General features: G+C 68.2%; 19 protein-coding genes. 5 read left to right on the top strand and 14 right to left on the bottom strand.

Annotated features, from left to right (window positions below):
• Positions 1-14: 14 nt before the first annotated feature.
• The 7 genes from ACRSCF_RS09465 to ybaK form a co-directional block, all read right to left on the bottom strand.
• A complete protein-coding gene (locus ACRSCF_RS09465) occupies positions 15-1,775 on the bottom strand; it encodes an FAD-dependent oxidoreductase (protein WP_052151617.1) in 1,761 nt (586 codons plus the stop codon).
• Entirely contained in the window at positions 1,754-3,298 is a 1,545-nt protein-coding gene (locus ACRSCF_RS09460) for a polyamine aminopropyltransferase (RefSeq protein ID WP_034363641.1), read from the bottom strand. Before ACRSCF_RS09460 ends, ACRSCF_RS09465 begins: the two co-directional genes overlap by 22 nt.
• Before the next feature lie 87 nt (positions 3,299-3,385).
• Positions 3,386-5,539 carry a TonB-dependent receptor gene (locus ACRSCF_RS09455; protein ID WP_034363639.1) on the bottom strand — a complete coding sequence of 718 codons (2,154 nt, stop codon included), beginning with the start codon at positions 5,537-5,539 and terminating at the stop codon, positions 3,386-3,388.
• Positions 5,540-5,726: 187 nt separating this feature from the next.
• The gene (locus ACRSCF_RS09450; RefSeq protein WP_016449242.1) at positions 5,727-5,945 is read right to left on the bottom strand and encodes a DUF350 domain-containing protein; all 219 of its coding nucleotides are present in this window, start codon (positions 5,943-5,945) and stop codon (positions 5,727-5,729) included.
• An 18-nt stretch (positions 5,946-5,963) separates the two neighbouring features.
• A complete protein-coding gene (locus tag ACRSCF_RS09445; RefSeq protein ID WP_244387947.1) occupies positions 5,964-7,496 on the bottom strand; it encodes a DUF4178 domain-containing protein in 1,533 nt (510 codons plus the stop codon).
• Positions 7,497-7,594: 98 nt separating this feature from the next.
• Positions 7,595-8,275 (bottom strand): glycerol-3-phosphate 1-O-acyltransferase PlsY, encoded by a 681-nt coding sequence (plsY, locus tag ACRSCF_RS09440; RefSeq protein ID WP_016451416.1) that lies wholly within the window; start codon positions 8,273-8,275, stop codon positions 7,595-7,597.
• Between the two features lie 168 nt (positions 8,276-8,443).
• Complete coding sequence (ybaK, locus tag ACRSCF_RS09435) at positions 8,444-8,938, bottom strand: Cys-tRNA(Pro) deacylase (RefSeq protein ID WP_012206589.1); 495 nt, start codon at positions 8,936-8,938, stop codon at positions 8,444-8,446.
• Between the two features lie 57 nt (positions 8,939-8,995).
• Here ybaK and ACRSCF_RS09430 point away from each other — a divergent pair, with 57 nt between their 5' ends.
• From ACRSCF_RS09430 to ACRSCF_RS09420, 3 genes are read left to right on the top strand one after another with little or no spacing between them, the layout of a single operon-like run.
• The gene (locus ACRSCF_RS09430) at positions 8,996-9,544 is read left to right on the top strand and encodes a DUF2975 domain-containing protein (RefSeq protein WP_034363636.1); all 549 of its coding nucleotides are present in this window, start codon (positions 8,996-8,998) and stop codon (positions 9,542-9,544) included.
• A gap of 2 nt (positions 9,545-9,546) precedes the next feature.
• Positions 9,547-9,762 carry a helix-turn-helix domain-containing protein gene (locus ACRSCF_RS09425; RefSeq protein WP_013801570.1) on the top strand — a complete coding sequence of 72 codons (216 nt, stop codon included), beginning with the start codon at positions 9,547-9,549 and terminating at the stop codon, positions 9,760-9,762.
• Positions 9,759-10,367, top strand: a complete 609-nt coding sequence (locus ACRSCF_RS09420; RefSeq protein ID WP_244387946.1) for a hypothetical protein — start codon at positions 9,759-9,761, stop codon at positions 10,365-10,367. The genes ACRSCF_RS09425 and ACRSCF_RS09420 overlap by 4 nt, the downstream gene beginning before the upstream one ends.
• 17 nt (positions 10,368-10,384) lie before the next feature.
• On the opposite strand, the gene ACRSCF_RS09415 is transcribed toward ACRSCF_RS09420, so the two are convergent.
• The 3 genes from ACRSCF_RS09415 to ACRSCF_RS09405 form a co-directional block, all read right to left on the bottom strand.
• The gene (locus ACRSCF_RS09415; protein ID WP_244451702.1) at positions 10,385-11,446 is read right to left on the bottom strand and encodes an aldo/keto reductase; all 1,062 of its coding nucleotides are present in this window, start codon (positions 11,444-11,446) and stop codon (positions 10,385-10,387) included.
• Between the two features lie 104 nt (positions 11,447-11,550).
• Positions 11,551-12,645 (bottom strand): 4-hydroxyphenylpyruvate dioxygenase, encoded by a 1,095-nt coding sequence (gene hppD, locus ACRSCF_RS09410; RefSeq protein ID WP_016451413.1) that lies wholly within the window; start codon positions 12,643-12,645, stop codon positions 11,551-11,553.
• A 21-nt stretch (positions 12,646-12,666) separates the two neighbouring features.
• The gene (locus tag ACRSCF_RS09405; RefSeq protein ID WP_016451412.1) at positions 12,667-14,091 is read right to left on the bottom strand and encodes an amino acid permease; all 1,425 of its coding nucleotides are present in this window, start codon (positions 14,089-14,091) and stop codon (positions 12,667-12,669) included.
• 320 nt (positions 14,092-14,411) lie between these two features.
• Between ACRSCF_RS09405 and ACRSCF_RS09400 the strand changes: the two genes are divergently transcribed.
• On the top strand, positions 14,412-15,059 hold the full coding sequence (locus ACRSCF_RS09400; protein ID WP_016449233.1) for a TetR/AcrR family transcriptional regulator: 648 nt from the start codon (positions 14,412-14,414) through the stop codon (positions 15,057-15,059).
• On the opposite strand, the gene ACRSCF_RS09395 is transcribed toward ACRSCF_RS09400, so the two are convergent.
• The 4 genes from ACRSCF_RS09395 to ACRSCF_RS09380 form a co-directional block, all read right to left on the bottom strand.
• Positions 15,032-15,943 carry a LysR family transcriptional regulator gene (locus tag ACRSCF_RS09395; protein ID WP_016451411.1) on the bottom strand — a complete coding sequence of 304 codons (912 nt, stop codon included), beginning with the start codon at positions 15,941-15,943 and terminating at the stop codon, positions 15,032-15,034. The genes ACRSCF_RS09400 and ACRSCF_RS09395 overlap by 28 nt on opposite strands.
• A gap of 83 nt (positions 15,944-16,026) precedes the next feature.
• The gene (locus ACRSCF_RS09390; protein WP_034363633.1) at positions 16,027-17,118 is read right to left on the bottom strand and encodes an ABC transporter ATP-binding protein; all 1,092 of its coding nucleotides are present in this window, start codon (positions 17,116-17,118) and stop codon (positions 16,027-16,029) included.
• Between the two features lie 6 nt (positions 17,119-17,124).
• Positions 17,125-18,864, bottom strand: a complete 1,740-nt coding sequence (locus tag ACRSCF_RS09385; protein ID WP_012206599.1) for an ABC transporter permease — start codon at positions 18,862-18,864, stop codon at positions 17,125-17,127.
• A gap of 97 nt (positions 18,865-18,961) precedes the next feature.
• Complete coding sequence (locus ACRSCF_RS09380; protein ID WP_160852185.1) at positions 18,962-20,290, bottom strand: ABC transporter substrate-binding protein; 1,329 nt, start codon at positions 20,288-20,290, stop codon at positions 18,962-18,964.
• A gap of 209 nt (positions 20,291-20,499) precedes the next feature.
• Here ACRSCF_RS09380 and ACRSCF_RS09375 point away from each other — a divergent pair, with 209 nt between their 5' ends.
• Positions 20,500-21,477, top strand: coding sequence for an alpha/beta fold hydrolase (locus ACRSCF_RS09375; RefSeq protein WP_034363632.1), 978 nt, complete (start codon positions 20,500-20,502; stop codon positions 21,475-21,477).
• The last annotated feature ends 21 nt before the right edge of the window (positions 21,478-21,498 follow it).

The following is a 21,498-nucleotide window of genomic DNA, read 5'->3' as shown; positions in this document are numbered from 1 at the left end:
CGCCGCGGCCCGTGTCAGGTCCGCGCGCCAGCCCACAGGCCCGCATGGTGGCCACGCGTGAAGGCCTCCTCCAGTACCGAGTAGCCGGCCCAGTCGGAATGTGCGAACCACAGGCGGCGCGTGCCCGGCGTGGGCAGCAGGGCCACGCGCTCGCCGGCGCACAGCGCGCTGCGCCCCCGGTGCAGCGACTGCAGCGCCACCTGGCTGAGCAGCTGCTGGTCACCGGGCCGGGGTATGGCCATGGCGTGGCCGTAGCGCGTGATCTCCATGCGCGTGGCCTTGTGCAGCAGGTCGGGATGGGGGACGAGCAGGCTGCCGACGATGCGGTCCCGCCAGAAGCCGAAGGGCTGGCCCAGCAGTTGGGCGCGCCCGTCAGGCCAGTCGCCCAGCGCCTGGTAGTAGCTGAGCACCGTGGGCCGGGGCGTGAGCCGGTCCAGGCCCTGGTGGCCCGCGTCCACGTAGCCCAGGCCGCCCGCATTCGGATCGGCAAACAGCACGTTGTCCCAGGCCGGATCGGCGCCGGGCCGGTCGGCCAGCGGCCGCTGCAGATGGATGTTGGCCACCAGCCAGGGCGCCCAGTCCAGCCGGCCCGCCACCGCGCGCAGGAAGTCCGGCGCATCGCGCGCCACGCGTGCCGCGATGAAGCTGGGCAGGGCCACGACGCAGCGCGCGGCCAGCCAGCGCTCGTGCTGCTGGCGACCGTGGTGGTAGACGTCGATCTCCACGCCATCGGCACTCTCGGCAATGGATAGCACGCTGCAATCGGTCTGCAGGTCGGTGGAGCCCAGCCCGGCCACCAGTTGCTGCGACAGCCAGCCATTGCCCTGGGGCCAGGTCAGCACGGCATCACCCGCGTCTTCGGGCGTGCGCTCATCCTGGCGGCGCGGGGCCGAGAAGCCGTGGCGGCTGGCGAAATAGTGAATGCCTGCCCAGGCCGACACCCGCGCCAGGCCCGCGCCGAAATCGTCGCGGCAGCAGTACTCCAGATACCAGATCAGCTGCGCATCATCGATGCCCTGGCTGGCCAGCCAGGCCTGCATGGTCTGGCCGTCCAGCGCGGCATGGGCGGCGGGCAGCCGGCCCTGGCGCTGCCAGACGCGGATGGACGGCATGGCAAAGGGCGCCCTGTCCATCTCCTGGGCCACGCTGCGCGCAAAGAGTTCGTACTGCTCCAGCGTGCGCGGCGCCACGCCATCGACGGGCAGCAGGCCCTCATGCCAGGCGCCCTGCCAGAACAGGCGCTCCTGCGGGCTGTGGCACAGATGGCGCTCGTCGTACTGCCAGCGGCCTGCGCGGCGCTGGCGCAGGCCCAGGGCCTCGAGCCAGTCCTGGACCTCGGATGCATCGTCGCCAGGCAAGGGCAGATAGTGGGCGCCCAAAGGACAGGCCAGCCCGGACATGCTGCCGCCCTGGCTGTTTCCGCCCATGGCCGGCTGCGTGTCCAGCAGTGCCACACCCTGCACCCCCGACAGCTCCAGCGCCCGCGCAGCCGCCAGGCCCGCCATGCCGCCACCGGCAATCACCACGTTGGCGCGGTGCACCACGGCCGGCGCCGGCAGCGCCAGGCCCTGGCCCAATCGCTGCCAGAACGCGCGCAAGGCATGGCCACGCTCCAGCGCCACGCCGCTGAAGCCACCAGGCAGGTCTTCCAGACGAGGCGGCGTTGGCGTGCAGCCGACCAGGCCTGCGGCCGCACCGCCGGCCAGGCCCTGCAGCCATTGGCGCCGGCTCCACAAAGACGGGCGGTCGGGGCTCAACGCTCCACCCTGCCCCATTCGCGTTCGTAGGTATTGACCAGCACCTGGTTGGACAGGCGGTTGACCTCGGCCGGCACACGCGCCATGTCCAGCGGAAAGTCGAACATCAGCGCCATGGTCTGCGCGCTCAGAAAGCGCAGGCCCGCAGGCAGGGCATCGGGCTCGCGCCAGGGCCGGTGGCTGGCGATGACGAAGCCCCACTCGCCAAAGCTGGGCACATGGGCGTGGTAGGGCGTGGCCTGCAGGCCGATGGATTCGATGGTCTGCACCACGGTCCAGTAGCTCTTGCGCGCGATCAGGGGCGACGTGGTCTGCACCACGGCGTAGCCGCTGGCGGCCAGGCGCTTGTCCAGCAAGGCATAGAAGCTGTTGGTGAACAGCTTGCCGATGGCGAAATTGGTCGGGTCGGGGAAATCGACGATGACCACGTCGAAGGTGTCTCCGCCCTGCTGCAGCCAGTGGAAGGCATCGGTGTTGACGATGCGCACGCGCGCATCGCTGAGCGCATCGCCGTTGAGCCGGCGCAGCATGGCGTTGTCCTTGAACAGGTCGGTCATGGCCGGGTCCAGTTCCACCAGCGTGACCGACTCCACCGAGGGGTACTTGAGCACCTCGCGCACGGCCATGCCGTCGCCGCCGCCCAGCACGGCCACGCGCTTGGGCGCGCCATGCGCGGCCATCACGGGATGGACCAGGGCTTCGTGGTAGCGGTACTCGTCGCCTTGCGCGAACTGCAGGTTGCCATTGAGGTACAGCCGCGCGCCCTGGCGTCCCTGCGTCACCACGATGCGCTGGTAGGGCGAGCTGCTGGAGAGCACGATGCGGTCCTGGTAGAAATGGTCGTCGGCCAGGCGCGTCAGATGGTCGGCGCCCCAGATGCCCGTGCCCAGCAGGGCCAGCACGGCCGCGCAGGCCAGGGCATGGGCACGCGGGCGCCGCAGCTCATGCCGAAACAGCAGCAGTGCCCAGACCGCCACCGCCGCATTCATGAAGCCGAACAGCAGCCCCGTGCGCACCAGGCCCAGCTTGGGCACCAGCAGCAGCGGAAATGCCAGCGACACGGCCAGCGCCCCCAGGTAGTCGAAGGTCAGCACCTGGGACACCAGGTCCTTGAGCGTCACATTGCGCTTGAGGATGCGCATCACCAGCGGAATCTCCAGCCCCACCAGCGTGCCCACCACCAGCACCATGCCGTACAGCAGGAACCGGAACGCGCCGGGCGCGTAGGCATTGGCAATGAACAGCGTGGCCGGCAACGCACCGCCGATCAGGGCCACCATCAGCTCGATGCGCAGAAAGTGCGCAGGCAGGTGGTCCTCGAAATAGCGCGACAGCCAGGAGCCTATGCCCATGGCGAACAGGTAGCTGCCGATGATGGTGGAGAACTGCAGGACGGAATCGCCCAGCAGATAGGAAGCCAGCGCGCCCGCAGCCAACTCATAGAGCAGGCCGCAGGCCGCGATCACGAAAACGCTGACCAGCAGGGCGATGTCGATGGGGCGCGCCGGCTGCGCGCCGGCAAGAGAGGCTGAGGTTTGCACGGCCGGTATTGTGCGCGATGCGCCCCCCGTGTGCGCGAGAGGCGCCGTGCAACGGGAGAAGGCGCCGCGCGCCTCCTGGGGGTTCCGTCAGAACTGGTAGTTGGCGCTGACCAGCACGCTGCGCGGTGCGCCCGGCATGGAGCCGGAGCGCCAGTACTGCTTGTCGAACAGGTTGGACAGGGCCACGGTCACAGTCCAGGCGTCCTGGCGCCAGCCCACCAGCGCATCCCAGCGCGAGTAGCCGGGCAGGATGGCCGTGTTGGCGGCGTTGGTGAAGCGGCTGCCCGTGTAGGTCACGCCGACTTCGCCGTACCAGGGTCCCTTGGGCGCATAGCGCAGGAACAGGTTGCCGTTGCGCTTGGCCGTGTCACGCAGGTACAGGCCCACGTTGGCAGGGTTTTGCGCGTCTTCAGCCACCTTGGCCTGCATGAAGGCCACGCCGCCGCGCACATACCAGGAACCGGCCACGCGGCCGGCCGCGCTGAACTCGATGCCGCGCGAACGGTCCTTGCCCCGGATGGCCCAGATGTAGGGATCATTCTCGGGATCGGGGCGGTAGCGGATGTTGTACTTCTCCAGCTGGTAGACGGAGACCTGGGTGGACAGCGCACCGCCCAGCCAGTCGCTCTTGACGCCGACCTCGGACTGGCGCGAGTACTGGGGCTCGTCGTCCGGCACCGCGCCCACGGCGGTTTCCACGGTCAGGATGCCGCGCCCGCCATAGGGCGAATAGCTCTTGTTCCAGGACGCATAGAAGCTGTGCTCGCGCACCGGCTGCCACACCACGCCCACGCGCGGGCTGAAGCCGTTGCCGTCGGTCTTGCGCGTGAGGTTGGCGATCTTGTTGGTGCTCTGGAAGTCATAGCTGTCGTAGCGCAGGCCCAGCAGCAGCTTCCACTGCTCGGTCAGGCTGACCAGGTCCTGCATGTACAGCGCCTGGCCTTTGCCCTTGTGATAGTTGTCCTGGGTCGGCTTGCCCTGCGCCGGACGGCTGGGCCAGACGATGGGCTGCAACGGGTCATAGGCGAAGGTGCTGCCGGGCTGGCCGACGCGCGGCGCGCGCTCTTCCTCGCTGGCCTCCAGACCCACCAGCAGATCGTGCCGGATGCTGCCCGTGCTGAACTTGCCCGTCAGGTCCAGCGTGTTGGACAGCGTGGTGTTGCGGGTCTGCTGCCAGGCGTAGTTGGGCGTGATCTTGCCGGTCGCGGCACGGTAGGTGCCGGCGAAGTAGTGGTCGAAATCCTGGCTGGCCTCGCGCTTGCTGGCCACCCAGCGCAGACTCCAGCGGTTGTTGAAGTCGTAGGACAGGTCGGAGCGCAGCACGCGCAGGCGGTCTTCCACATAGTCGCCCGGCGCCGCAAAGCCCTTGCGGATGGAGACACCGGCCGGCAGCTGGTCATAGACCGGACCGCGATCGGGCACGCGCCAGACGTTGTCATAGGTGTACTGGCCGGTCCAGCGCCAGCCCGTGCGCGAGTCCACCAGGATGCTGGGCGAGACCATCTCGTTGCGGTTGCGTATGCCTTCGCGGAAGCTGTGGGCCTGCTCGCGGTCGGCCGTCAGTCGCACGGCCACGTTCTCGTTGAGCACGCGGTTGATGTCGATGGTGCCGCCCACGTTGTCCCAGGAGCCGCCGCGCAGCGTGATGCTGCTCTTGGCATCGAAACGCGCCTGCTTGCTCACCATGTTGACCACGCCGCCGCCTGCGCTGCGGCCATAGAGCACCGAGGCCGGGCCCTTGAGGATCTCGATGCGCTCCACATTGGCGGTGCTGCGGCGCACCTGGCCGCTCTCGCGCACGCCGTCGCGGTAGATGTCGCTCTCGTCGGCCTTGAAGCCTCGGATGTACACGCCTTCGCCGCGCATGTCGTAGCTGGTGTTCACGCCGGGAACGCCGTCCAGCATGGTGGCCAGGTCGTTGATGCCGTAGCTCTTGTACTTGTTGACCTCCAGCGTGTCGATGGTCTGCGGGATGTCCTTGGGCGCCAGGTAGGTCTTGGTCGCCGTGGTCACGCCTTCGGGCCGCACGTCGTCAGGGTCGTACTGGGAGGCGTTGACCTGCAGCGTAGGCAGGGTGTGGGCCTGTTGAGGCTGCGTCTGCGTCTGTGCCTGGGCCGGATCGGCTGGAACGGCTGGGGCGGCCTCCTGGGCATGGACCGCGCCCGCCAGCGCGGTGGTGATGATGCCAGCGGTCACACCCACTGAAAGCCTTGCCCTGCGGGCAGCTTGATGGTCTGTCATGGAAACCCTCTCTTCGAATGAAGGGGGCGATTTTATTTAGAATGCAAACGAATATCATTTGCAAACTCACTATCAACAAGGAATTTGTTGCGACGCAGCAACGCCGCCATGCGCAGCGCAGCCGCACCTTTTCAGGCGGGCTGCGTGTCGGCAGGAGATGGGGAATGCGGGGGCCAGGCAGCCCCGTTCAGTGGATGGCGGCAGCGACGATGATGCTGATGCCCAGGCACATGGCGGCCACCACCATGGCCAGCGCCTTGTTGTGCTTCTCGACGATCTCGGCCCACATGTCCACGGGTGTGATCTTGTCGATGATGAAGAAGCACAGCCAGAACACCACCACGCCCACCAGCGCATAGAGGATCGAGCCGAAGAAGGCGGCGGGGTTGAGCCAGTCGAAGTTCATGATCAGTTTCTCCGTTGTTTACTTGTGGCTGCCGCCCGAGGTGTAGCCACCCCAGGAGCCGCCGCTGCTGCGGGTGTAGCTGTTGCAGTTGGCGTCGGTATTGGGGTCGCAGTTGGGGCGCGATGCGCAGCCGCGCAAGGTGACGAACACCAGCCAGAGGATGAGCAGCCCGATGATGATGGTCCACAGCCCGAAGCGGCTGCCCGACATCACACCGACCTGCGAGCGGTCACGCAACTGCTTGAGGCCGAAGGCCATTGCCAGCGTGGTGGCCGAGACGGCGCTGCCATGCGACCAGGTGGTCTCGCCGCTCTCGGTCTCGCTGGCCAGGAAGGCCTTGTTCTGCGCGCCTGCGCTCACATAGTCCACATTGCGCGTGGTCTGGCCGCGCTGCACGGGCCAGTAGAACTCGCCCAGGGCGTAGGTGGTCTCGGCCGTGTAGCGCGATTCAAGCTGGTACTGCCGGCCCATGTACTTGGCCGTGCTGCGGTTCTTGGAGAGCTTGGGCACGCCCGTGGTCACGCGGGCCATGCTCCAGCCATCGGAGGAATCGACCAGGAATGCGAAGCCGGCCTTCCGGTTGAACAGCAGGTACTCCTCCCAGCCAAAGCTCTCGTCGTCGCCAGGCTCCTGGCCCATGCGGTGCTGAAAGCCCACCACCTGCCATTGCTGGCCTTCCAGCACACCCTTGCTGCCCAGCGGGATGGCCGGGCGCACGGGCTCGTTCTGTTCCGCATAGGCCAATTCCTTGCCAATGCCCTGGCTCAGGTCCACCAGCGATCCGCAGCTGGGGCAGCTCAGGCTCTTGGTGGTGGAAAAGCGCACGGGCACCACGGCGCCGCACTTGGGGCAGTTGAAGTGCCGGCCCTGCTCACCCTTGAGCGAGGCGCCGTCGCGCAGCCCCTGCATCCTGAGGTCGTCCAGCACCACGCGCTCGCCCAGGCTCAGCGCGGGCGGCTGGACGGAGAAGTCCACGGACAGCACCTGGCCCTGCTCGCTGCGCAGCTCCACCAGCCGGTACGGTGTGCCGGGCTCGGGCAGCTGCGCCAGCTCGCCCTGGGCCGATACCAGCCGCGCGTTCTGCACGCTGCTGACCGTGAAGCTCTTGCCGCCCAGCACACGCTGCGAACCCAGCAGCCAGTCGGAGGCCTTGAACGACCCGTTGCGCAGGGCCTCGGCCTCCCAGGGCCAGGACCAGACGAACTGGCCGTTGTCCTCGCTCAGGAAGCCCAGCGCGCCATCGCTGAACGCGGCCACCCATTCGCTCCAGGCGCCCGCCTCGCTCTTGAGCTGCAGCCGCCCGACCAGGGTGAAGTGCTCGGGCTTGCCGTTGCGCAGCATCTGGCCCGTGGCGCCGATGCGCAGGGGGCTGTAGTCCTCGAAGACCTCGGCCATGGAGCCACGGCGCTGCAGCACATCGCCCTGGCGCACCACGGTGCTGCGGCAGAACTCGCAGACGGCATAGCTGGCCTGGGCGCTGGCAAATTCCACGGGCGCGCCGCAGCCGGGGCATGGTGCGCGGTACACGCGCTGCGATGGACTGGATGCCATGTGTGAAGGTCGTCAGTGAAGAGAGGGCCTGGAGCGTGACCGGCCGGCCACGCCCCGCACGCAAGCTGCGCCCGTGGTGCGCGGCGCGGCGACGACGGTCAATGCGGCTTGCCTTTGGCCGTGCCGGGCTTGGCCGCGGCGGCTGCCGGGTCGGCCTTCTTGCTGCCCAGCCTGGATTCCTTGCCGGCCATCAGGCGCTGGATGTTCTCGCGGTGGCGCCAGATCAGCAGGGCCGCCATGGCGACGATGGCGGCGGCAATCGGTGTCTCGGCATACCAGACCACGCCGCTGCACAGCAGGTAGTAGACGGGAGCGAACACGGAGGCCACCAGGGCCGCCAGCGAGGAATAGCGGAAGAACACGGCAATGATCAGCCAGGTCAGCGCCACCGCCAGGCCCAGCCAGACGCTGATGCCCAGCAACACGCCCAGGGCCGTGGCCACGCCCTTGCCGCCCTTGAAGCGGAAGAACACCGGGTACAGGTGGCCCAGGAAGGCAGCCAGCGCCACCATGGCCACCGTGCCATCTCCCATGCCGAAGCGGCTGCCGAACCATTGCACCAGGGCCACGGGCAGCCAGCCCTTGGCGGCGTCCAGCAGCAGGGTGACGGCCGCTGCCGCCTTGCTGCCGGAGCGCAGCACATTGGTGGCGCCGGGGTTGCCGCTGCCATAGGTACGCGGATCATTCAGGCCCATGGCCCGGCTGACGATGACGGCGAACGACAGCGAGCCGATCAGGTAGGCCGCCACGGTGGCGAGAAGGGGGTAGAGCGCGTTCAATTGAAATCCTTGGCCGGTCTGTGGAGCGCCGGCGCGCGATCCGGCCGGCCCTGATGGCCCGCCCTCCCTGATCGCCGACACATGTTTTTCATCAGGACCTGCGCGAACCCGGTGGAGGCGGCGGCCGCCTTCCCGTGGGCGCAAGTCGTGTTCATTTCTTCAGGGCATCTATTCTGCCAGCGCGCAGTGCACGGGCCGTGCATCCAGCAGCTGCACGCAGACCTGCGGGTCCAGCTGCACCAGAAAGCCCCGGCGCCCGCCGTTGATGGCGATGCGCGGCAGCGCCAGGATGCTCTCTTCGATATAGACCGGCATGTCGCGGCGCGTGCCGAAGGGCGAGGTGCCGCCGACCAGGTAGCCGCTGTGGCGGTTGGCGACTTCGGGCTTGCAGGGCTCCACGCTCTTGGCGCCGATCTGCCGCGCCAGGTTCTTGGTGGAGACCTTGCAGTCGCCATGCATGAGCACGATCAGCGGCCTGGCGTCCTGGTCCTGCATCACCAGGGTCTTGACCACCATGTGCTCGTCCAGCCCCAGGCTGGCCGCGCTGTGCTCGGTGCCGCCGTGTTCCAGGTACTCATAGGGGTGCTCGGTGAACTCCACCTTGTGCGCGCGCAGCAGTTGGGTGGCCGGTGTCTCGCTGACATGAGAGTTTTTCTTGGACATGAATTTTTTATCGTTTTACAATAATTTTTTATCGATTCATCAATACAAGGCTGTGCCATGAACTATACGCCCCACGCCGCAGGCAACGCCCTCAGGCGCCACTCCCAGGCGGCGCGCATCCTGATTGCCCTCGGTGCCGTCGCGCTGCTGGCCCTGCCGGTAGCCGCCCTGCTGTCGCCGCAAGATCTTTCGGGCCAGGCGCAAGGCCTGCTGGGCATGCCGCCCGGCCAGCCGCTGGACATGGCTGCGCGCTGGCGCACCGCACTGGTCAGCCTGCTGCCCGTGGGCTGCGGCCTGTATGCGCTGCGCCAGCTGTGGACACTGTTCGGCGAGTACCTGCAGGGCCGTGTCTTCGGCCAGCAGGCGCAGCACGCCCTGATGCGCTTTGCCTGGACGGTGCTGGCGGGCGCGCTGGCCCTGCCCTTCACGCGCGCGCTGATGTCGGTGGCCGCCAGCATGGGCAATCCGCCAGGGCAGCGCTTCGTCACGCTGGGCCTGTACTGGCACGATGGCCTGCTGGTCCTGCTCGGCGTGGTGCTGGTCTCCATCGCCCATGTGATGCTGCAGGCGCGGCGCATCGCCGACGAGAACGCGGGCTTCGTCTGAGCATGCCCATCATCGTCCACCTCGATGTGATGCTGGCGCGCCGCAAGATGCGTTCGCGCGAACTGGCCGAGATGGTCGGCATCACCGAACAGAATATTTCCCTGCTCAAGAGCGGCAAGGTGCGCGGCGTGCGCTTCGACACGCTGGAGCGCATCTGCGAGGCGCTCCAGTGCCAGCCCGGTGACCTGCTGGAATGGGTGGCAGGGCCCGAGGCTTGAGCAGCGGGCGGCTGCGGCTGATCGCGGGCCTGCTGCTGTCGCTGCTGCTGCATGGGGCGCTGCTGTGGCAGGGTCTGGCCCCGGACATTGCGCGGCCCGGCACCGGGCAGGCCGAGGCGCACCGCCTTCAGGTGGTCTGGGTCGAGGCGCCGACGCCGGCCCCCTCTCCTGCTCCAGCGGCTGCCCGGCCCGGACCGGCGCCCGCGCCCGCGTCCCCGCCTACGCGACGGCCGGACACTGCCGCCGTCGCACCGCCTTCAAGGCAAGGCGCAGGGGCTGCAAAGGCCACGGAGCAGGCCGCGACAGCCGCCGCGCAAGCGCCTGTGCTCGCCGACACCGAGGCCGCTCCGGACGCCGCGCGCAGCGCCAGGGCCATGGGCCGCCTGCTGGACTCGGCCGCAGGCCGCGAGGCCGTGCAGTCGGCGGCCCGGCAAGGCCTGGTCAGGCCCCAGATCCATGCGCAGCGCGAGGACCCGCTGGCCAGCGGCATGCGCGAGGCCGCCCAGGGCGACTGCATGAAGGGCGAGTTCAAGGGCGGCGGCATGGGCCTGCTGAGCCTGCCCATGCTGGCGGCCGCTGCGCTCAAGGGCGAGTGCAGCCGCTGAAGGCGCAGGGCCGAGGCCTATTGCGCAGGGTCGCGCACTTCCCAGCGGATGGCGTCGATGGCCGACAGCAGTTCGGGCGACAGTTGCGTGCCCCAGGCGTTCAGGTCCTCATCGAGCTGGGCCACCGAGGTCACGCCGATGATGGTGCTGGCCACCTGCCACTTGGTGTAGCAAAACGCCAGCGCCAGCTGCGTGGGCGTCATGCCGTGCTCGCGCGCCAGCGCGTTGTAGCGGCGCGCGGCGGCCAGGGCTTCGGGCCGGCCCCAGCGCTGCTTGCGCACGGACTCGTAGCGCGCAATGCGTGCGGCCTGCGGCGCAGCGGGATCGGTGGGAGCATGCACGTCGAACTTGCCCGTGAGCAGGCCGAAGGCCAGCGGCGAATAGGCCAGCAGCGAGACACCCAGGCGGTGGCAGCTTTCATCCATGCCGTTTTCCCAGCTGCGGTTGAGCAGGCAGTAGGCGTTCTGCACCGAGGCCACGCGCGGCAGGCCGTGCTGCTCGGCCAGGCGCACGAATTCGTGCACGCCCCAGGGGGTTTCGTTGGACAGGCCGATGTGGCGCACCTTGCCTTCCCGGACCAGGCGGCCCAGCGCCTCAAGCTGCTCATGGATGCCGGTCTGCGAGCTTTCCTTGGCCGGGTCGTAGTACAGCTGGCCGAAGGCCGGCACGTTGCGCTCGGGCCAGTGGATCTGGTAGAGGTCGATCACGTCCGTGCCCAGGCGGCGCAGGCTGCCTTCGCAGGAGGCGGCGATGTCGGCCGCCGTCATGCCCTTGCCCTCGCGCACCCAGGGCATGCCCCGCGAAGGACCGGCCACCTTGGTGGCCAGCACGACCCTGGCGCGCGCGCCAGGGCGCTGGGCGAACCAGCGGCCGATGATGGTTTCGGTGGCGCCGCAGGTTTCGGCGCGTGCGGGCACGGCATACATCTCGGCCGTGTCGAAGAAGTCCACGCCGCGCTCCAGCCCGCGGTCCATGATGGCAAAGGCCTCGGCCTCGCCGACCTGCTCGCCGAACGTCATGGTGCCCAGGCAGATGGGGCTGACTTGCAATGCGCTTTGACCGAGCGCCACCGGTTGCATCGAGGGGGAATTCATGGGCACCGAGTGTAGGGCCGCCCGTGTTTACCCTGACGACAGCGCGCCCACCCGGCCAGGGCCGGGCGGGCGCGTTGCGTCCGTCGGGATCAGGCGCCCTGCGGTGCCTCGGTCTGCAGCACGCCGCGGTTGATCTGGTCGCGCTCCATGGACTCGAACAGGGCCTTGAAATTGCCTTCGCCGAAGCCTTCGCGGTAGTTGCCCTTGCGCTCGATGAACTCGAAGAACACGGGGCCCAGCATGGGCTGGGAGAAGATCTGCAGCAGCAGGCGCGGCTGGCCGCCCTCGGTCGTGCCGTCCAGCAGGATGCCGCGCGCCTGCAGCTCGCCCACGGGCTGGCCGTGGCCGGGCAGGCGGCCTTCCAGGTTCTGGTAGTAGATGTCGTTGGGCGCGGTCAGCAGCGGAATGCCGGCCATCTGCAGCTGGTCGATGGAGTCCAGCAGGTTGTCCGTCAGCAGCGCGATGTGCTGGATGCCCTCGCCGTTGAACTGCATGAGGAATTCCTCGATCTGGCCGCCGCCCTGGCGCGATTCCTCGTTCAGCGGAATGCGGATCAGGCCGTCGGGCGCCGTCATGGCCTTGGAGGCCAGGCCGGTGTACTCGCCCGAGATGTCGAAGTAGCGGATCTCGCGGAAATTGAACAGCTTGCTGTAGAAGTCCGCCCAGTAGGTCATGCGGCCGCGGTAGACGTTGTGCGTCAGGTGGTCCACCACCTGGAAGCCGTGGCCCTTGGGGTTGCGGTCCACGCCGGGCAGGAACTCGAAGTCGATGTCGTAGATGGACTTGCCTTCGTCGAAGCGGTCGATCAGGTACAGCGGCGCGCCGCCGATGCCCTTGATGGCCGGCAGGCGCAATTCCATGGGGCCGGTGGGAATTTCCACGGGCTGCGCGCCCAGCTCCAGCGCGCGCTTGTAGGCCTGGTGCGCATCCTTGACGCGGAAGGCCAGGCCGCAGGCCGAGGCGCCGTGCTCGGCCGCGAAATAGGCGGCCTGTCCCGGCTCATTGTTGATGATGAAGTTGATGCCTCCCTGGCGGTACAGCAGCACGTTCTTGGAACGGTGCCTGGCCACCAGCGTGAAGCCCAGCTTCTCGAACAGCGGCTCCAGCACGCCGGGCGTGGGCGATGCGAATTCCACGAATTCGAAGCCCATCAGGCCCATCGGGTTGTCGAACAGGTCTGCCATGGTTGGTTCTCCTTGAAGGTTTCAACGGGGGATGTGCGCGGGTTCCAGTACGGATTCCAGCACAGGCGTGGGACGTTGGCGGAACACGAGGCGATAGGCCCCGTAGACCACCAGGACCCAGATCGGAATGGCCAGCGCGGAGGACCGCACCGACGGTGTCAGCAGCATCACGCCCACCACCAGGGCCATGGCGGCCAGGCAGATGGCATTGGTCAGCGGCGCGGCCGGTGCGGGAAAGCCCAGCACGGTCCCGCGTGCCGCATGGGCCCGGCGAAAGCGCCAGTGCGCCACGATGATGATGGTCCAGGTGATCACCAGGGCCGCCACGATCAGCGACATCAGCAGCTCCAGCACGCCGGCCGGCGCCACATAGTTCAGCACGATGGCCAGCGCCGTGAAGATGGCCGGATAGACGATGGCCCGCACCGGCACGCCGCGGCGGTTGACCTGCATCAGCGAGCGCGGTGCATTGCCTTCGCTGGCCATGCCGTACAGCAGGCGGCTGTTGCTGTAGACCATGCTGTTGTAGACCGACAGCGTGGCCGTGAGGATCACGAAGTTCAGCAGGTGGGCGGCCACGTTCTCGCCCAGGCCCGAGAACACCAGCACGAAGGGGCTGCTGCTGTAGGTGTCGCCGCCGGCCTTGAGCTGGCCCAGCAGGTCGGTCCACGGCATCAGCGACATCAGCACGGCCATGGAGCCGATGTAGAACACCAGCACGCGGTAGATCAGCTGGTTCACGGCCTTGGGGATGACGGTGCGCGGCTGGTCGGTCTCGGCCGCCGCGAAGCCTAGCATCTCCACGCCGCCGAAGGCGAACATGATGAAGGCGAAGGCCATCACCAGGCCTGAGAAGCCGTTGGGGAAGAAGCCGCCGTGCGTCCACAGGTTGCGCACGGTCTGCTCGGGCCGGTCGGCGCTGAACAGCAAATACAGGCCTGCGCCGATCATGGCCATCACGGCCACGATCTTGATCAGCGCGAACCAGAACTCGAACTCGCCATAGGCCTTGACGTTGATGAAGTTCACGCCGTTGATCAGCACGAAGAACACCGCCGCCGTCACCCAGGTGGGTATGCCGGGCCACCAGAACTGGATGAACTTGCCTGCGGCCGTCAGCTCCAGCATGCCCACGAGCACATACAGCGCCACACAGTTCCAGCCCGCCAGAAAGCCCGCGAAGCGGCCCAGGTAACGGTTGGCGAAATAGCTGAACGAGCCCGCGTTGGGCTCCTCGACCAGCATCTCGCCCAGGAAACGCATGATGAAAAAGATGATCAGCCCGCCAATGGCGTAGCCGAGCAGCACGGACGGGCCGGCCAGCTCGATGATGCCGGCCGAGCCCAGGAACAGGCCCGTGCCGATGGTGCCGCCCAGCGCGATGAGCTGGATATGGCGGTTCTTGAGCCTGCGCTCCAGATGGCCCTGCGAAGAAGAACTGTGCATCAAGGGGGTGCTCCGGCTCTCAGCAAGGCGCGCGGCGGCGCAGGGGTTGGAACACTTCGGTGGTCTTCACGGCAATGTCTCCTCGTGGGGTGCCTGTTGGAATACGGGGCCTTGTGCGCCCCTTGTTGATGGGTATCAACTATAAAAAACAATAAATTATTATTTCTTGTAATTTATCCCTATGGACAAGCCCAAGAAGAAGGAGTAGCGAAGGCCATCGACGCATTGCCGCCCGCCATGCCGCACTGCGGCAACGGTTGAACGCCCGCAACAAACAAAAACAATCTACTATTATTTTTTTGCCCTCTGGAGCCCAGAACATGACGACGTCCGCCACGCAGCGGCGCGCACGCACGCCGCAGACCGAGCGTGTGGAGACAACGCAACGCAAGATCATCGACTCCGCCCTGGCGCTGCTGCGCGAGGGCGGCTTCAAGAGCGCCACGCTGCAGGCCATCGCGCGCGGCGCCGATGTGTCGCTGGGCGCGCTGCAGCACCACTTCGAGAGCCGCGACGCGCTGATGGAGCGGCTGGTCATCGAGGTCATGGAGCCGCTGAGCGACCAGGGCACGGTCTGGCCCGACAAGGCCCTGCCCCTGCGCGAGCGTGCCGAGGCCTTCGTCACCCTGGCCTGGGACAACATCTTCGGCGCGGCCAACTACCAGGCGGCCTGGAGCATGTTCTTCGGCTGCAAGGCCTCCCCCTCGCTGTTCGACCGCGTGGACGCGCGCCGGGTACATGTGGACAGCGTGTTCTACACCCGCTTCCTGGACGTCTTCCCCGAGATCGCGGCCCACCATCCCCGCCCCCAGGGCTTTGCGGCCATGGCCTTCGCCATCCTGCGCGGCACCGGCGTGCTGGAGCTGTTCGAGGTGGGCGAGCAGGAACGCCAGGGCAGCCTCGATGCGCTGGTCGAGGCCATCGTCCAGGCAGGCACCCCTCAGGCCGGCGGCGGCGCCGCCGCCTGAACCTCGGTCAACCCCCAGACCCTGCGCAGCTGCGACAGCGTGGCCACCAGGGCCGGGTCGTGCTCGGCCTCGCGCGGGTGGATGAAGCCCAGCTGCGCCGACACGCGCGCATGCGGCCAGATGGCCACGCAGCCATGCTCGGCCGCGGCCAGGGCGCGGTCCTCGCGCAGCAGCGCCAGGCCCAGGCCGGCGCGCACCAGGCTCTCGGGCGCGGCGGCGGCATCGCTTTCCACGATCTGATTGGGGCTCAGCCCCTGGCGGGCGAACAGCGCCAGCAGCAGGGCCTGCTCATGGTGCTGCGCTGGCGCGCCGATCCAGGGCAGTTGCGCCAGGTCCTTCCAGCCCGATTGCAGGACGCGCTCGCGCAGCGCGGGCGGCGCCGCCACGCGGTAGTGCAGTGTCTGCAGCACCAGCGCGCCCAGGTCGCGCGGCATGTGGGCGCCGATGTAGAACGCGCCCTGCAGGCCGCCGGCCGCGACCTGCGCGCGCAGCTCCTCGGCCCAGCCCTGGCGTGTCTTGATGTCCAGCAGCGGCAGCGCCTCCACCAGGCCATGCAGCAGCGAGCCCAGGCGCAGCGCCTCGGGGTCGGCCACCGTGCCCAGCAGCAGCTGGCCGGTGACCTCGCCCTGCAGCTCGCGGGCCTGGCCCTGCAGCCGTCCTGCCGCATCCAGCACCTGCCGGGCGGGCTCCATCAGGGCCTCGCCGGCCCGCGTGAGGCTGATGCGGCCCGGGCGCCGGTCGAACAGCGCCACGCCCAGCTCTTCCTCCAGCGCCTTGATCTGGGCCGTGATGGCGGGCTGCGTCAGGTGCAGGGCCTCGGCCGTGCGCGTGACGCTGCCCAGCGTGGCCGCCGTGACGTAGGCGCGCAGCTGATACATCTCCATGGGCGGCCAGCCTAGCGCAGGCGCCAGGGCCTGCGGCCCGGGCAGGCCCGGGTGTCAGGGAACATCCCTAGCCGTCTCATCGTTCACTCATCGAGGTAGCGCAGCTGCGTGGGCTCGATGCCCAGGCGCACCGGCATGCCCATGGGGAACATGGTAATGCCCGCGTAGTGCGCCTGGTCGGCGACCACCGCCACCTCGCCCACGCGCACGCGGTAGCGCGAGAACTCGCCCAGGAATTCGGCGCTCTCGATCTGCCCTTCCACCCACACGCGCGAGGCATCGCCCGCATCGTCGCGCACCGCAATCTGCACCTGGTGCGGCCGGAAGGCCAGCGCTGCGCGCCCCGGCACGGGCGGCTGGGCCGGGCGCGGCAGGGTCAGCGTGCCCAGGCCCGGCACCTTGAAGACCAGCGACTCGCCTGTCGTCGGCAGCACCTCGCCCTCCAGCACATTGGCCGTGCCGACAAAGCCCGCCACGAAGCGGTTGGCCGGATAGTCGTACAGCCCGGCCGCCGAGCCCACCTGCTGCAGCACGCCCTTGTCGAGCACGGCCATGCGGTCGGCCGTGGTCATGGCCTCTTCCTGGTCGTGGGTGACGAAGATGGTGGTCAGGCCCAGCTTGCGCTGCAGGCTGCGCAGTTCCTCGCGCATCTGCACGCGCAGCTGCTTGTCGAGGTTGGACAGCGGCTCGTCCAGCAGCAGCAGCTTGGGCGCGATCACCACGGTGCGCGCCAGCGCCACGCGCTGCTGCTGCCCGCCCGACAGCTGGCCCGGGCGGCGCTGCGCGTACTGCGACAGGCCCACCAGCTCCAGCACCTCGCCCACCTTGCGGCGGATGGTGTCGCGGCTTTCGCGGCGCTCGACCAGGCCGAAGGCCACGTTGTCGTACACCGTCATGTGCGGCCACAGCGCGTAGTTCTGGAACACCATGCCGATGTTGCGCGCATGCGGCGGCACGCCCGTGATGTCCTGCCCGCCCACCAGCAGCTCGCCGCGCTGGTGCCGGTTGAAGCCCGCGATCAGCCGCAGCAGCGTGGACTTGCCCGAGCCCGAAGGCCCCAGCAGCGCGAAGAACTCGCCGGGCTCGATCTTGAGGTTGACGTCGCGCAGCACTTCGTTGCTGCCGTAGCTCAGGCTGATGTGCCTGCATTCGAGGGAGACAGGGTCCAGGTGCATGGCGTTTCACTCCGAAGTCGATTGCACGGTGGCGCGCGAGCGCTCCACGAAGCGGTGCGAGAAATACGTGCCCAGGCCGACCACGACCACGGCCAGCACGCCCAATGCCGCACCGGGCCCGCGCCCCGAGATGCTTTGCATGTACAGGTAGATGCCGTAGCTCATGGGCGCCTGGCTCTGGGCCGAGGCCAGCATGATGGTGGCCGACAGCTCCACCGCCGCCGTGATGAAGCTGGTGACGAAGCCGGCCAGGATGCCGCCGGCCATCAGCGGCACCATCACGCGCCGTATCACGCTGGTGCGGCCCGCGCCCAGGCTTTGCGCGGCCTCCTCCAGCGAGATGTGCACCTGCTGCAGCGCCGCCATGCACGAGCGCAGCGCATACGGCAGCCGCCGCACCGCATAGGCCAGCATGATCAGCACCCAGGTGGTGACGATGGGCGTATCGGTGAAGGGCAGGTTCACGCCCTTGAACAGCCGCAGGTAGCCGATGGCCAGCACCAGCCCCGGAATCGCCAGCGCCACCGAGGCCAGGTAGTCCAGCCACTGCCGGGCAGGCAGCCGGGTGCGCAGGATCAGGTAGGCGATGGCGGTGCCGATCACCACGTCGATGCCCGCCGCCATCAGGCAGTACAGCAGCGTGTTGCCGATCATGTAGCCCGAGTCGGTGAACACCGTGGCGTAGTGCTCCAGCGTATAGCTGTCGGGCAGCACCGAGAAGCTCCAGACCTTGGAGAACGACATCAGCAAGATGCCGATGTGCGGCGCCAGCACCACCAGCAGCACCAGGGCGATCCAGCCATAGGCCAGCAGCGCCTCCCAGGCCGACAGCCGGCGCTTTTGCAGCGCGCTTCCGCCCTTTTGCAGCGTGGCGTAGTCCTTGCCCTTCATCACCCGCGCAGCCAGCCACAGGGCGACGATGGAGAACGCGATCATGATCACGCTGATCACATAGCCCAGCGGATCATCGAGCCCCACCGAGGTGATGCGCAGATAGGCCTGGGGCGCCAGCATATTGGTCACGCCCATCACCAGCGGCGTGCCCAGGTCGTCGAACACTTTCACGAACACCAGGGCCGCGCCCGCCAGGTAGCCGGGCATGGCCAGCGGAAAGATCACGCGCCGGAACAGCCGGAATCCACGCGAGCCCAGGTTCAGCGCCGACTCCTCCATGGCCCCGTCGATATTGCGCATGGCCGCCACGAGGTTGAGCAAGATGAACGGGAAGTAGTGGATGCTCTCCACGAAGATCACGCCCGTCAGCCCCTCCATGATGGGCACGGTGAAGCCGAACCAGTCGTCCAGCAGCAGGTTGACCGAGCCGCTGCGCCCGAAGATCAGCTGCAGCGCCACCGCCCCCACGAAGGGCGGCATGATCAGCGGCAGCACGCCCAGCGTCTGTATCAGCAGCGCGCCCCGGAACTCGAAGCGCACCGTCAGGTAGGCCAGCGGCACGGCGATCAGGCTGGCGAAGAACACGCTGGCCAGGGACACGCCCAGGCTGTTGAAGAACGACTCGCGGAAGACGGTCTGGCCGAAGAAATTGCCGAAGTGCCCCAGCGTGAGCCCGCCGCCCTCATTGACGAAGGCCGTGTAGACCACCATGCCCACGGGCACGATGAGAAAGGCCAGCAAAAAGGCCAGGATCAGCGCGAAGGCCAGCCACGGCCCCCAGCCCGACGGAATGCGCCGTGCGCGCGCAGCAAGGGGGGCGGCGCCGGGCGCCGCCATGGAATCGATGCTCATGCGAATGCTCCGCAGCGAAAGAGACTGTCAAGGGGAGTGCATGCAGGCGCCCGGTGCCGGGCCCCTGCGCCACCTACCACGCCACCTACTGCGCCACCTACCGGGCCAGGCCGCGCGCCTCGGCCGCCAGCTTGGCCGCGCGCTCGTAGTTGGCACGCGCCTTGTCGGCCCACATCTGCTCCAGGCCCGTCAGCTCCTTGGACACGGCCACATCGCGCCGGCTCTTGCGGAACAGCTCCAGGAACTGCTCGTCCTTCACATTGGCTTCGCCCACCAGCGGCGAGTAGGCGATGTCGCGCGCCTGCGCCAGCAGCTCCTGCCCCTTGGCATTGGGCTTGGCCTGCAGGGCCTTGTGCGCCTCCTGGATGGCGCGCGTGGCCGCCTGCAGCTCCTTGAGGCGGAAGGTCACCATCTGGTCGAACAGGCTGATCACCACGGCATAGCGCGACTCGGACAGATTGGCATCGAACTGCACCTTGGCGCGCTGCGCCACCTCCTGCGGCACGGGGTAGCCGGCCGGCGCCTTCAGCTGGTTGTAGGGCAGGATGGGCAGGCGGCTGATCTTGGGGTCGAACAGCAGCTGCTGGCCGGGCACCGACATGGTGAAGGCCATGAACTTGCGCGCCTCGTCGGCATTCTTGGCGCCCGCGATCAGCGCGATGTTGGCCGGCACCACGGCCGTCATCGCCGGATAGGCGAAGTCCACCGGGAAGCCCGAGTACTTGCCCGCCAGCCCGAAGAAATCGATCACGATGCCTATGCCGTACTGGCCGTTGTTCACGCCATCGGGCACGGCAAAGCTGCGGTCGGTCACGGCGGCGGCGTTGCCCATCATGGACAGCAGCTGGCGCCAGCCCTTGTCCCAGCCCTCGCCCTGCAGGATGGTCTCCACCGTCAGCTGCGTGGTGCCCGAGCGCGAGGGCGAGGAGATGGCGATGTGGCCGAAGTACTCGGGCCGCGTCAGGTCGCTCCACTCCTTGGGCGCCGCCAGCTTGTGCGCCTTCAGGTAGCGCGTGTTCCACATGATTCCGTAGCCTGCCAGCGCCTGGCCGTAGTACAGGCCCTGCGGGTCGTTGAGCGGGTAGTTGCCGATCTTGGCGGGCGCGGCCGGATTGCGCGTCTCGGGCGCGGCGGTCAGCAGCTTGTTGCGCGCCAGCACCTCGAAGGCATCAGGGGCGCTGGCCCACATGATGTCGGGCCGCTGGCCCTCGGGCAGCTCGCGCACATAGGCCACGGCGGCCGTGGTGTTCTTGTTCAGGATCTCGATCTTGATCCCCGGATTGGCCGCCTCGAAGGCCTTCTGGTAGGCCGTGGTCAGCTCCTTGGGAAACGAGGTCAGCACCGTCACCGTGCCGGCCTGCGCCGCCATGGCGGCGCCCCACAATCCTGCGGCCATGGCGGCCGTCAGCCATCTGCGTTGCTGCATTGCTGTCTCCTTAGGGTTGTTGTGCGGTCAATCTGCAACCCACTGTAGGCAGCGCCGGCCCGGCCGGCCAATCATTGTTTCTGATGCCGTGCATCAGCGGCGGCGGCGCTCGGGTTACTACCTGCGGGTCTGCCGCCACAGGGAAATCCCGCGCCACCGCTGTCCCGCCCCTGACTGCTGCACAGCAGCAAACCGGAATAATCGGCGGGATGCTGCAAGCCCCCTCTTCCCTCCCCGCCACGGCCGCTGAAGAAGCGCCCATCTACGCTCCCACACGCCCCTGGCGCTCGCGCATGGTGCCGGTGCGCACCATGGAGTACCACGTGCGCGAGTGGGGACCCGTAGATGGCGATCCCGCGCTGGCGCCGCTGGTGCTGGTGCACGGCTGGATGGATGTGGCGGCCTCCTACCAGTTCGTGGTCGATGCCTTTGGCGAGGCCTTCATGGCGGGGCGCCGCATCATTGCGCCGGACTGGCGCGGCTTCGGCCTGAGCCGGCCGGCCTGGCCTGCCGACCGGCATGACTTTGCCGACTACCTGGGCGACCTGGACCATCTGCTGGACACCCTGGCGGGCGATACGCCCGTGGACCTGGTGGGCCACAGCATGGGCGGCAACGTGTCCATGATGTATGCGGGCGCGCGGCCTGCGCGCATACGCCGGCTGGTCAACCTCGAAGGCTTCGGCATGCCGGCCACCCGGCCAGACCAGGCGCCTGCGCGCTATGCGCAGTGGATGGACGAGCTGCGCCAGCTGCGCAGCGGCGGCATGGAACTCAAGAGCTATGACAGCGTGCAGGACGTGGCGCGCCGGCTGATGAAGACCAACCGCCGCCTGCCCGAGGACAAGGCGCTGTGGCTGGCCCACCACTGGGCGGCGCCCAATGCGCAGGGCCGCTGGGAAATCCTGGGCGACACGGCGCACAAGCTCATCAGCGCCCAGCTGTTCCGCGTGGAAGAAATCCTGGCCCTGTACCGGGCGATCACGGCGCCGGTACTGGCCGTCGAGGCCAGCGACGACAGCCTGGGCATGTGGTGGAAGGACCGCTACACGCTGGCCGAGTACCACGAGCGCATCGGGCAGATTGCCGACTGCCGCACGGCCGTGGTCCGGGACGCCGGCCACATGCTGCACCACGACCAGCCGGCGGCCGTGGCCGGGCTGATCGAGCAATTCCTCGGCACCTGAGGCCTGCGCGCGCCGCTGCTG

The sequence above is a fragment of the Delftia sp. 11MD genome, from assembly GCF_050907895.1.
Taxonomy (GTDB): domain Bacteria; phylum Pseudomonadota; class Gammaproteobacteria; order Burkholderiales; family Burkholderiaceae_C; genus Comamonas; species Comamonas tsuruhatensis.
The sequence above is the reverse complement of the archived record's forward strand: the minus strand, read 5'-3'. Positions and strand labels throughout refer to the sequence as shown.

Coding starts and splice junctions, on each gene's coding strand:
- ACRSCF_RS09455 (WP_034363639.1), bottom strand. CDS start 5,539: ATGACAGACCATCAAGCTGCCCGCAGGGCAAGGCTTTCAGTGGGTGTG.
- ACRSCF_RS09415 (WP_244451702.1), bottom strand. CDS start 11,446: ATGCAACCGGTGGCGCTCGGTCAAAGCGCATTGCAAGTCAGCCCCATC.
- ACRSCF_RS09465 (WP_052151617.1), bottom strand. CDS start 1,775: ATGGGGCAGGGTGGAGCGTTGAGCCCCGACCGCCCGTCTTTGTGGAGC.
- ACRSCF_RS09380 (WP_160852185.1), bottom strand. CDS start 20,290: ATGCAGCAACGCAGATGGCTGACGGCCGCCATGGCCGCAGGATTGTGG.
- ACRSCF_RS09445 (WP_244387947.1), bottom strand. CDS start 7,496: ATGGCATCCAGTCCATCGCAGCGCGTGTACCGCGCACCATGCCCCGGC.
- ACRSCF_RS09405 (WP_016451412.1), bottom strand. CDS start 14,091: ATGCACAGTTCTTCTTCGCAGGGCCATCTGGAGCGCAGGCTCAAGAAC.
- ACRSCF_RS09450 (WP_016449242.1), bottom strand. CDS start 5,945: ATGAACTTCGACTGGCTCAACCCCGCCGCCTTCTTCGGCTCGATCCTC.
- ACRSCF_RS09390 (WP_034363633.1), bottom strand. CDS start 17,118: ATGCACCTGGACCCTGTCTCCCTCGAATGCAGGCACATCAGCCTGAGC.
- ybaK (WP_012206589.1), bottom strand. CDS start 8,938: ATGTCCAAGAAAAACTCTCATGTCAGCGAGACACCGGCCACCCAACTG.
- ACRSCF_RS09385 (WP_012206599.1), bottom strand. CDS start 18,864: ATGAGCATCGATTCCATGGCGGCGCCCGGCGCCGCCCCCCTTGCTGCG.
- ACRSCF_RS09395 (WP_016451411.1), bottom strand. CDS start 15,943: ATGGAGATGTATCAGCTGCGCGCCTACGTCACGGCGGCCACGCTGGGC.
- ACRSCF_RS09400 (WP_016449233.1), top strand. CDS start 14,412: ATGACGACGTCCGCCACGCAGCGGCGCGCACGCACGCCGCAGACCGAG.
- ACRSCF_RS09430 (WP_034363636.1), top strand. CDS start 8,996: ATGAACTATACGCCCCACGCCGCAGGCAACGCCCTCAGGCGCCACTCC.
- ACRSCF_RS09375 (WP_034363632.1), top strand. CDS start 20,500: ATGCTGCAAGCCCCCTCTTCCCTCCCCGCCACGGCCGCTGAAGAAGCG.
- ACRSCF_RS09425 (WP_013801570.1), top strand. CDS start 9,547: ATGCCCATCATCGTCCACCTCGATGTGATGCTGGCGCGCCGCAAGATG.
- hppD (WP_016451413.1), bottom strand. CDS start 12,645: ATGGCAGACCTGTTCGACAACCCGATGGGCCTGATGGGCTTCGAATTC.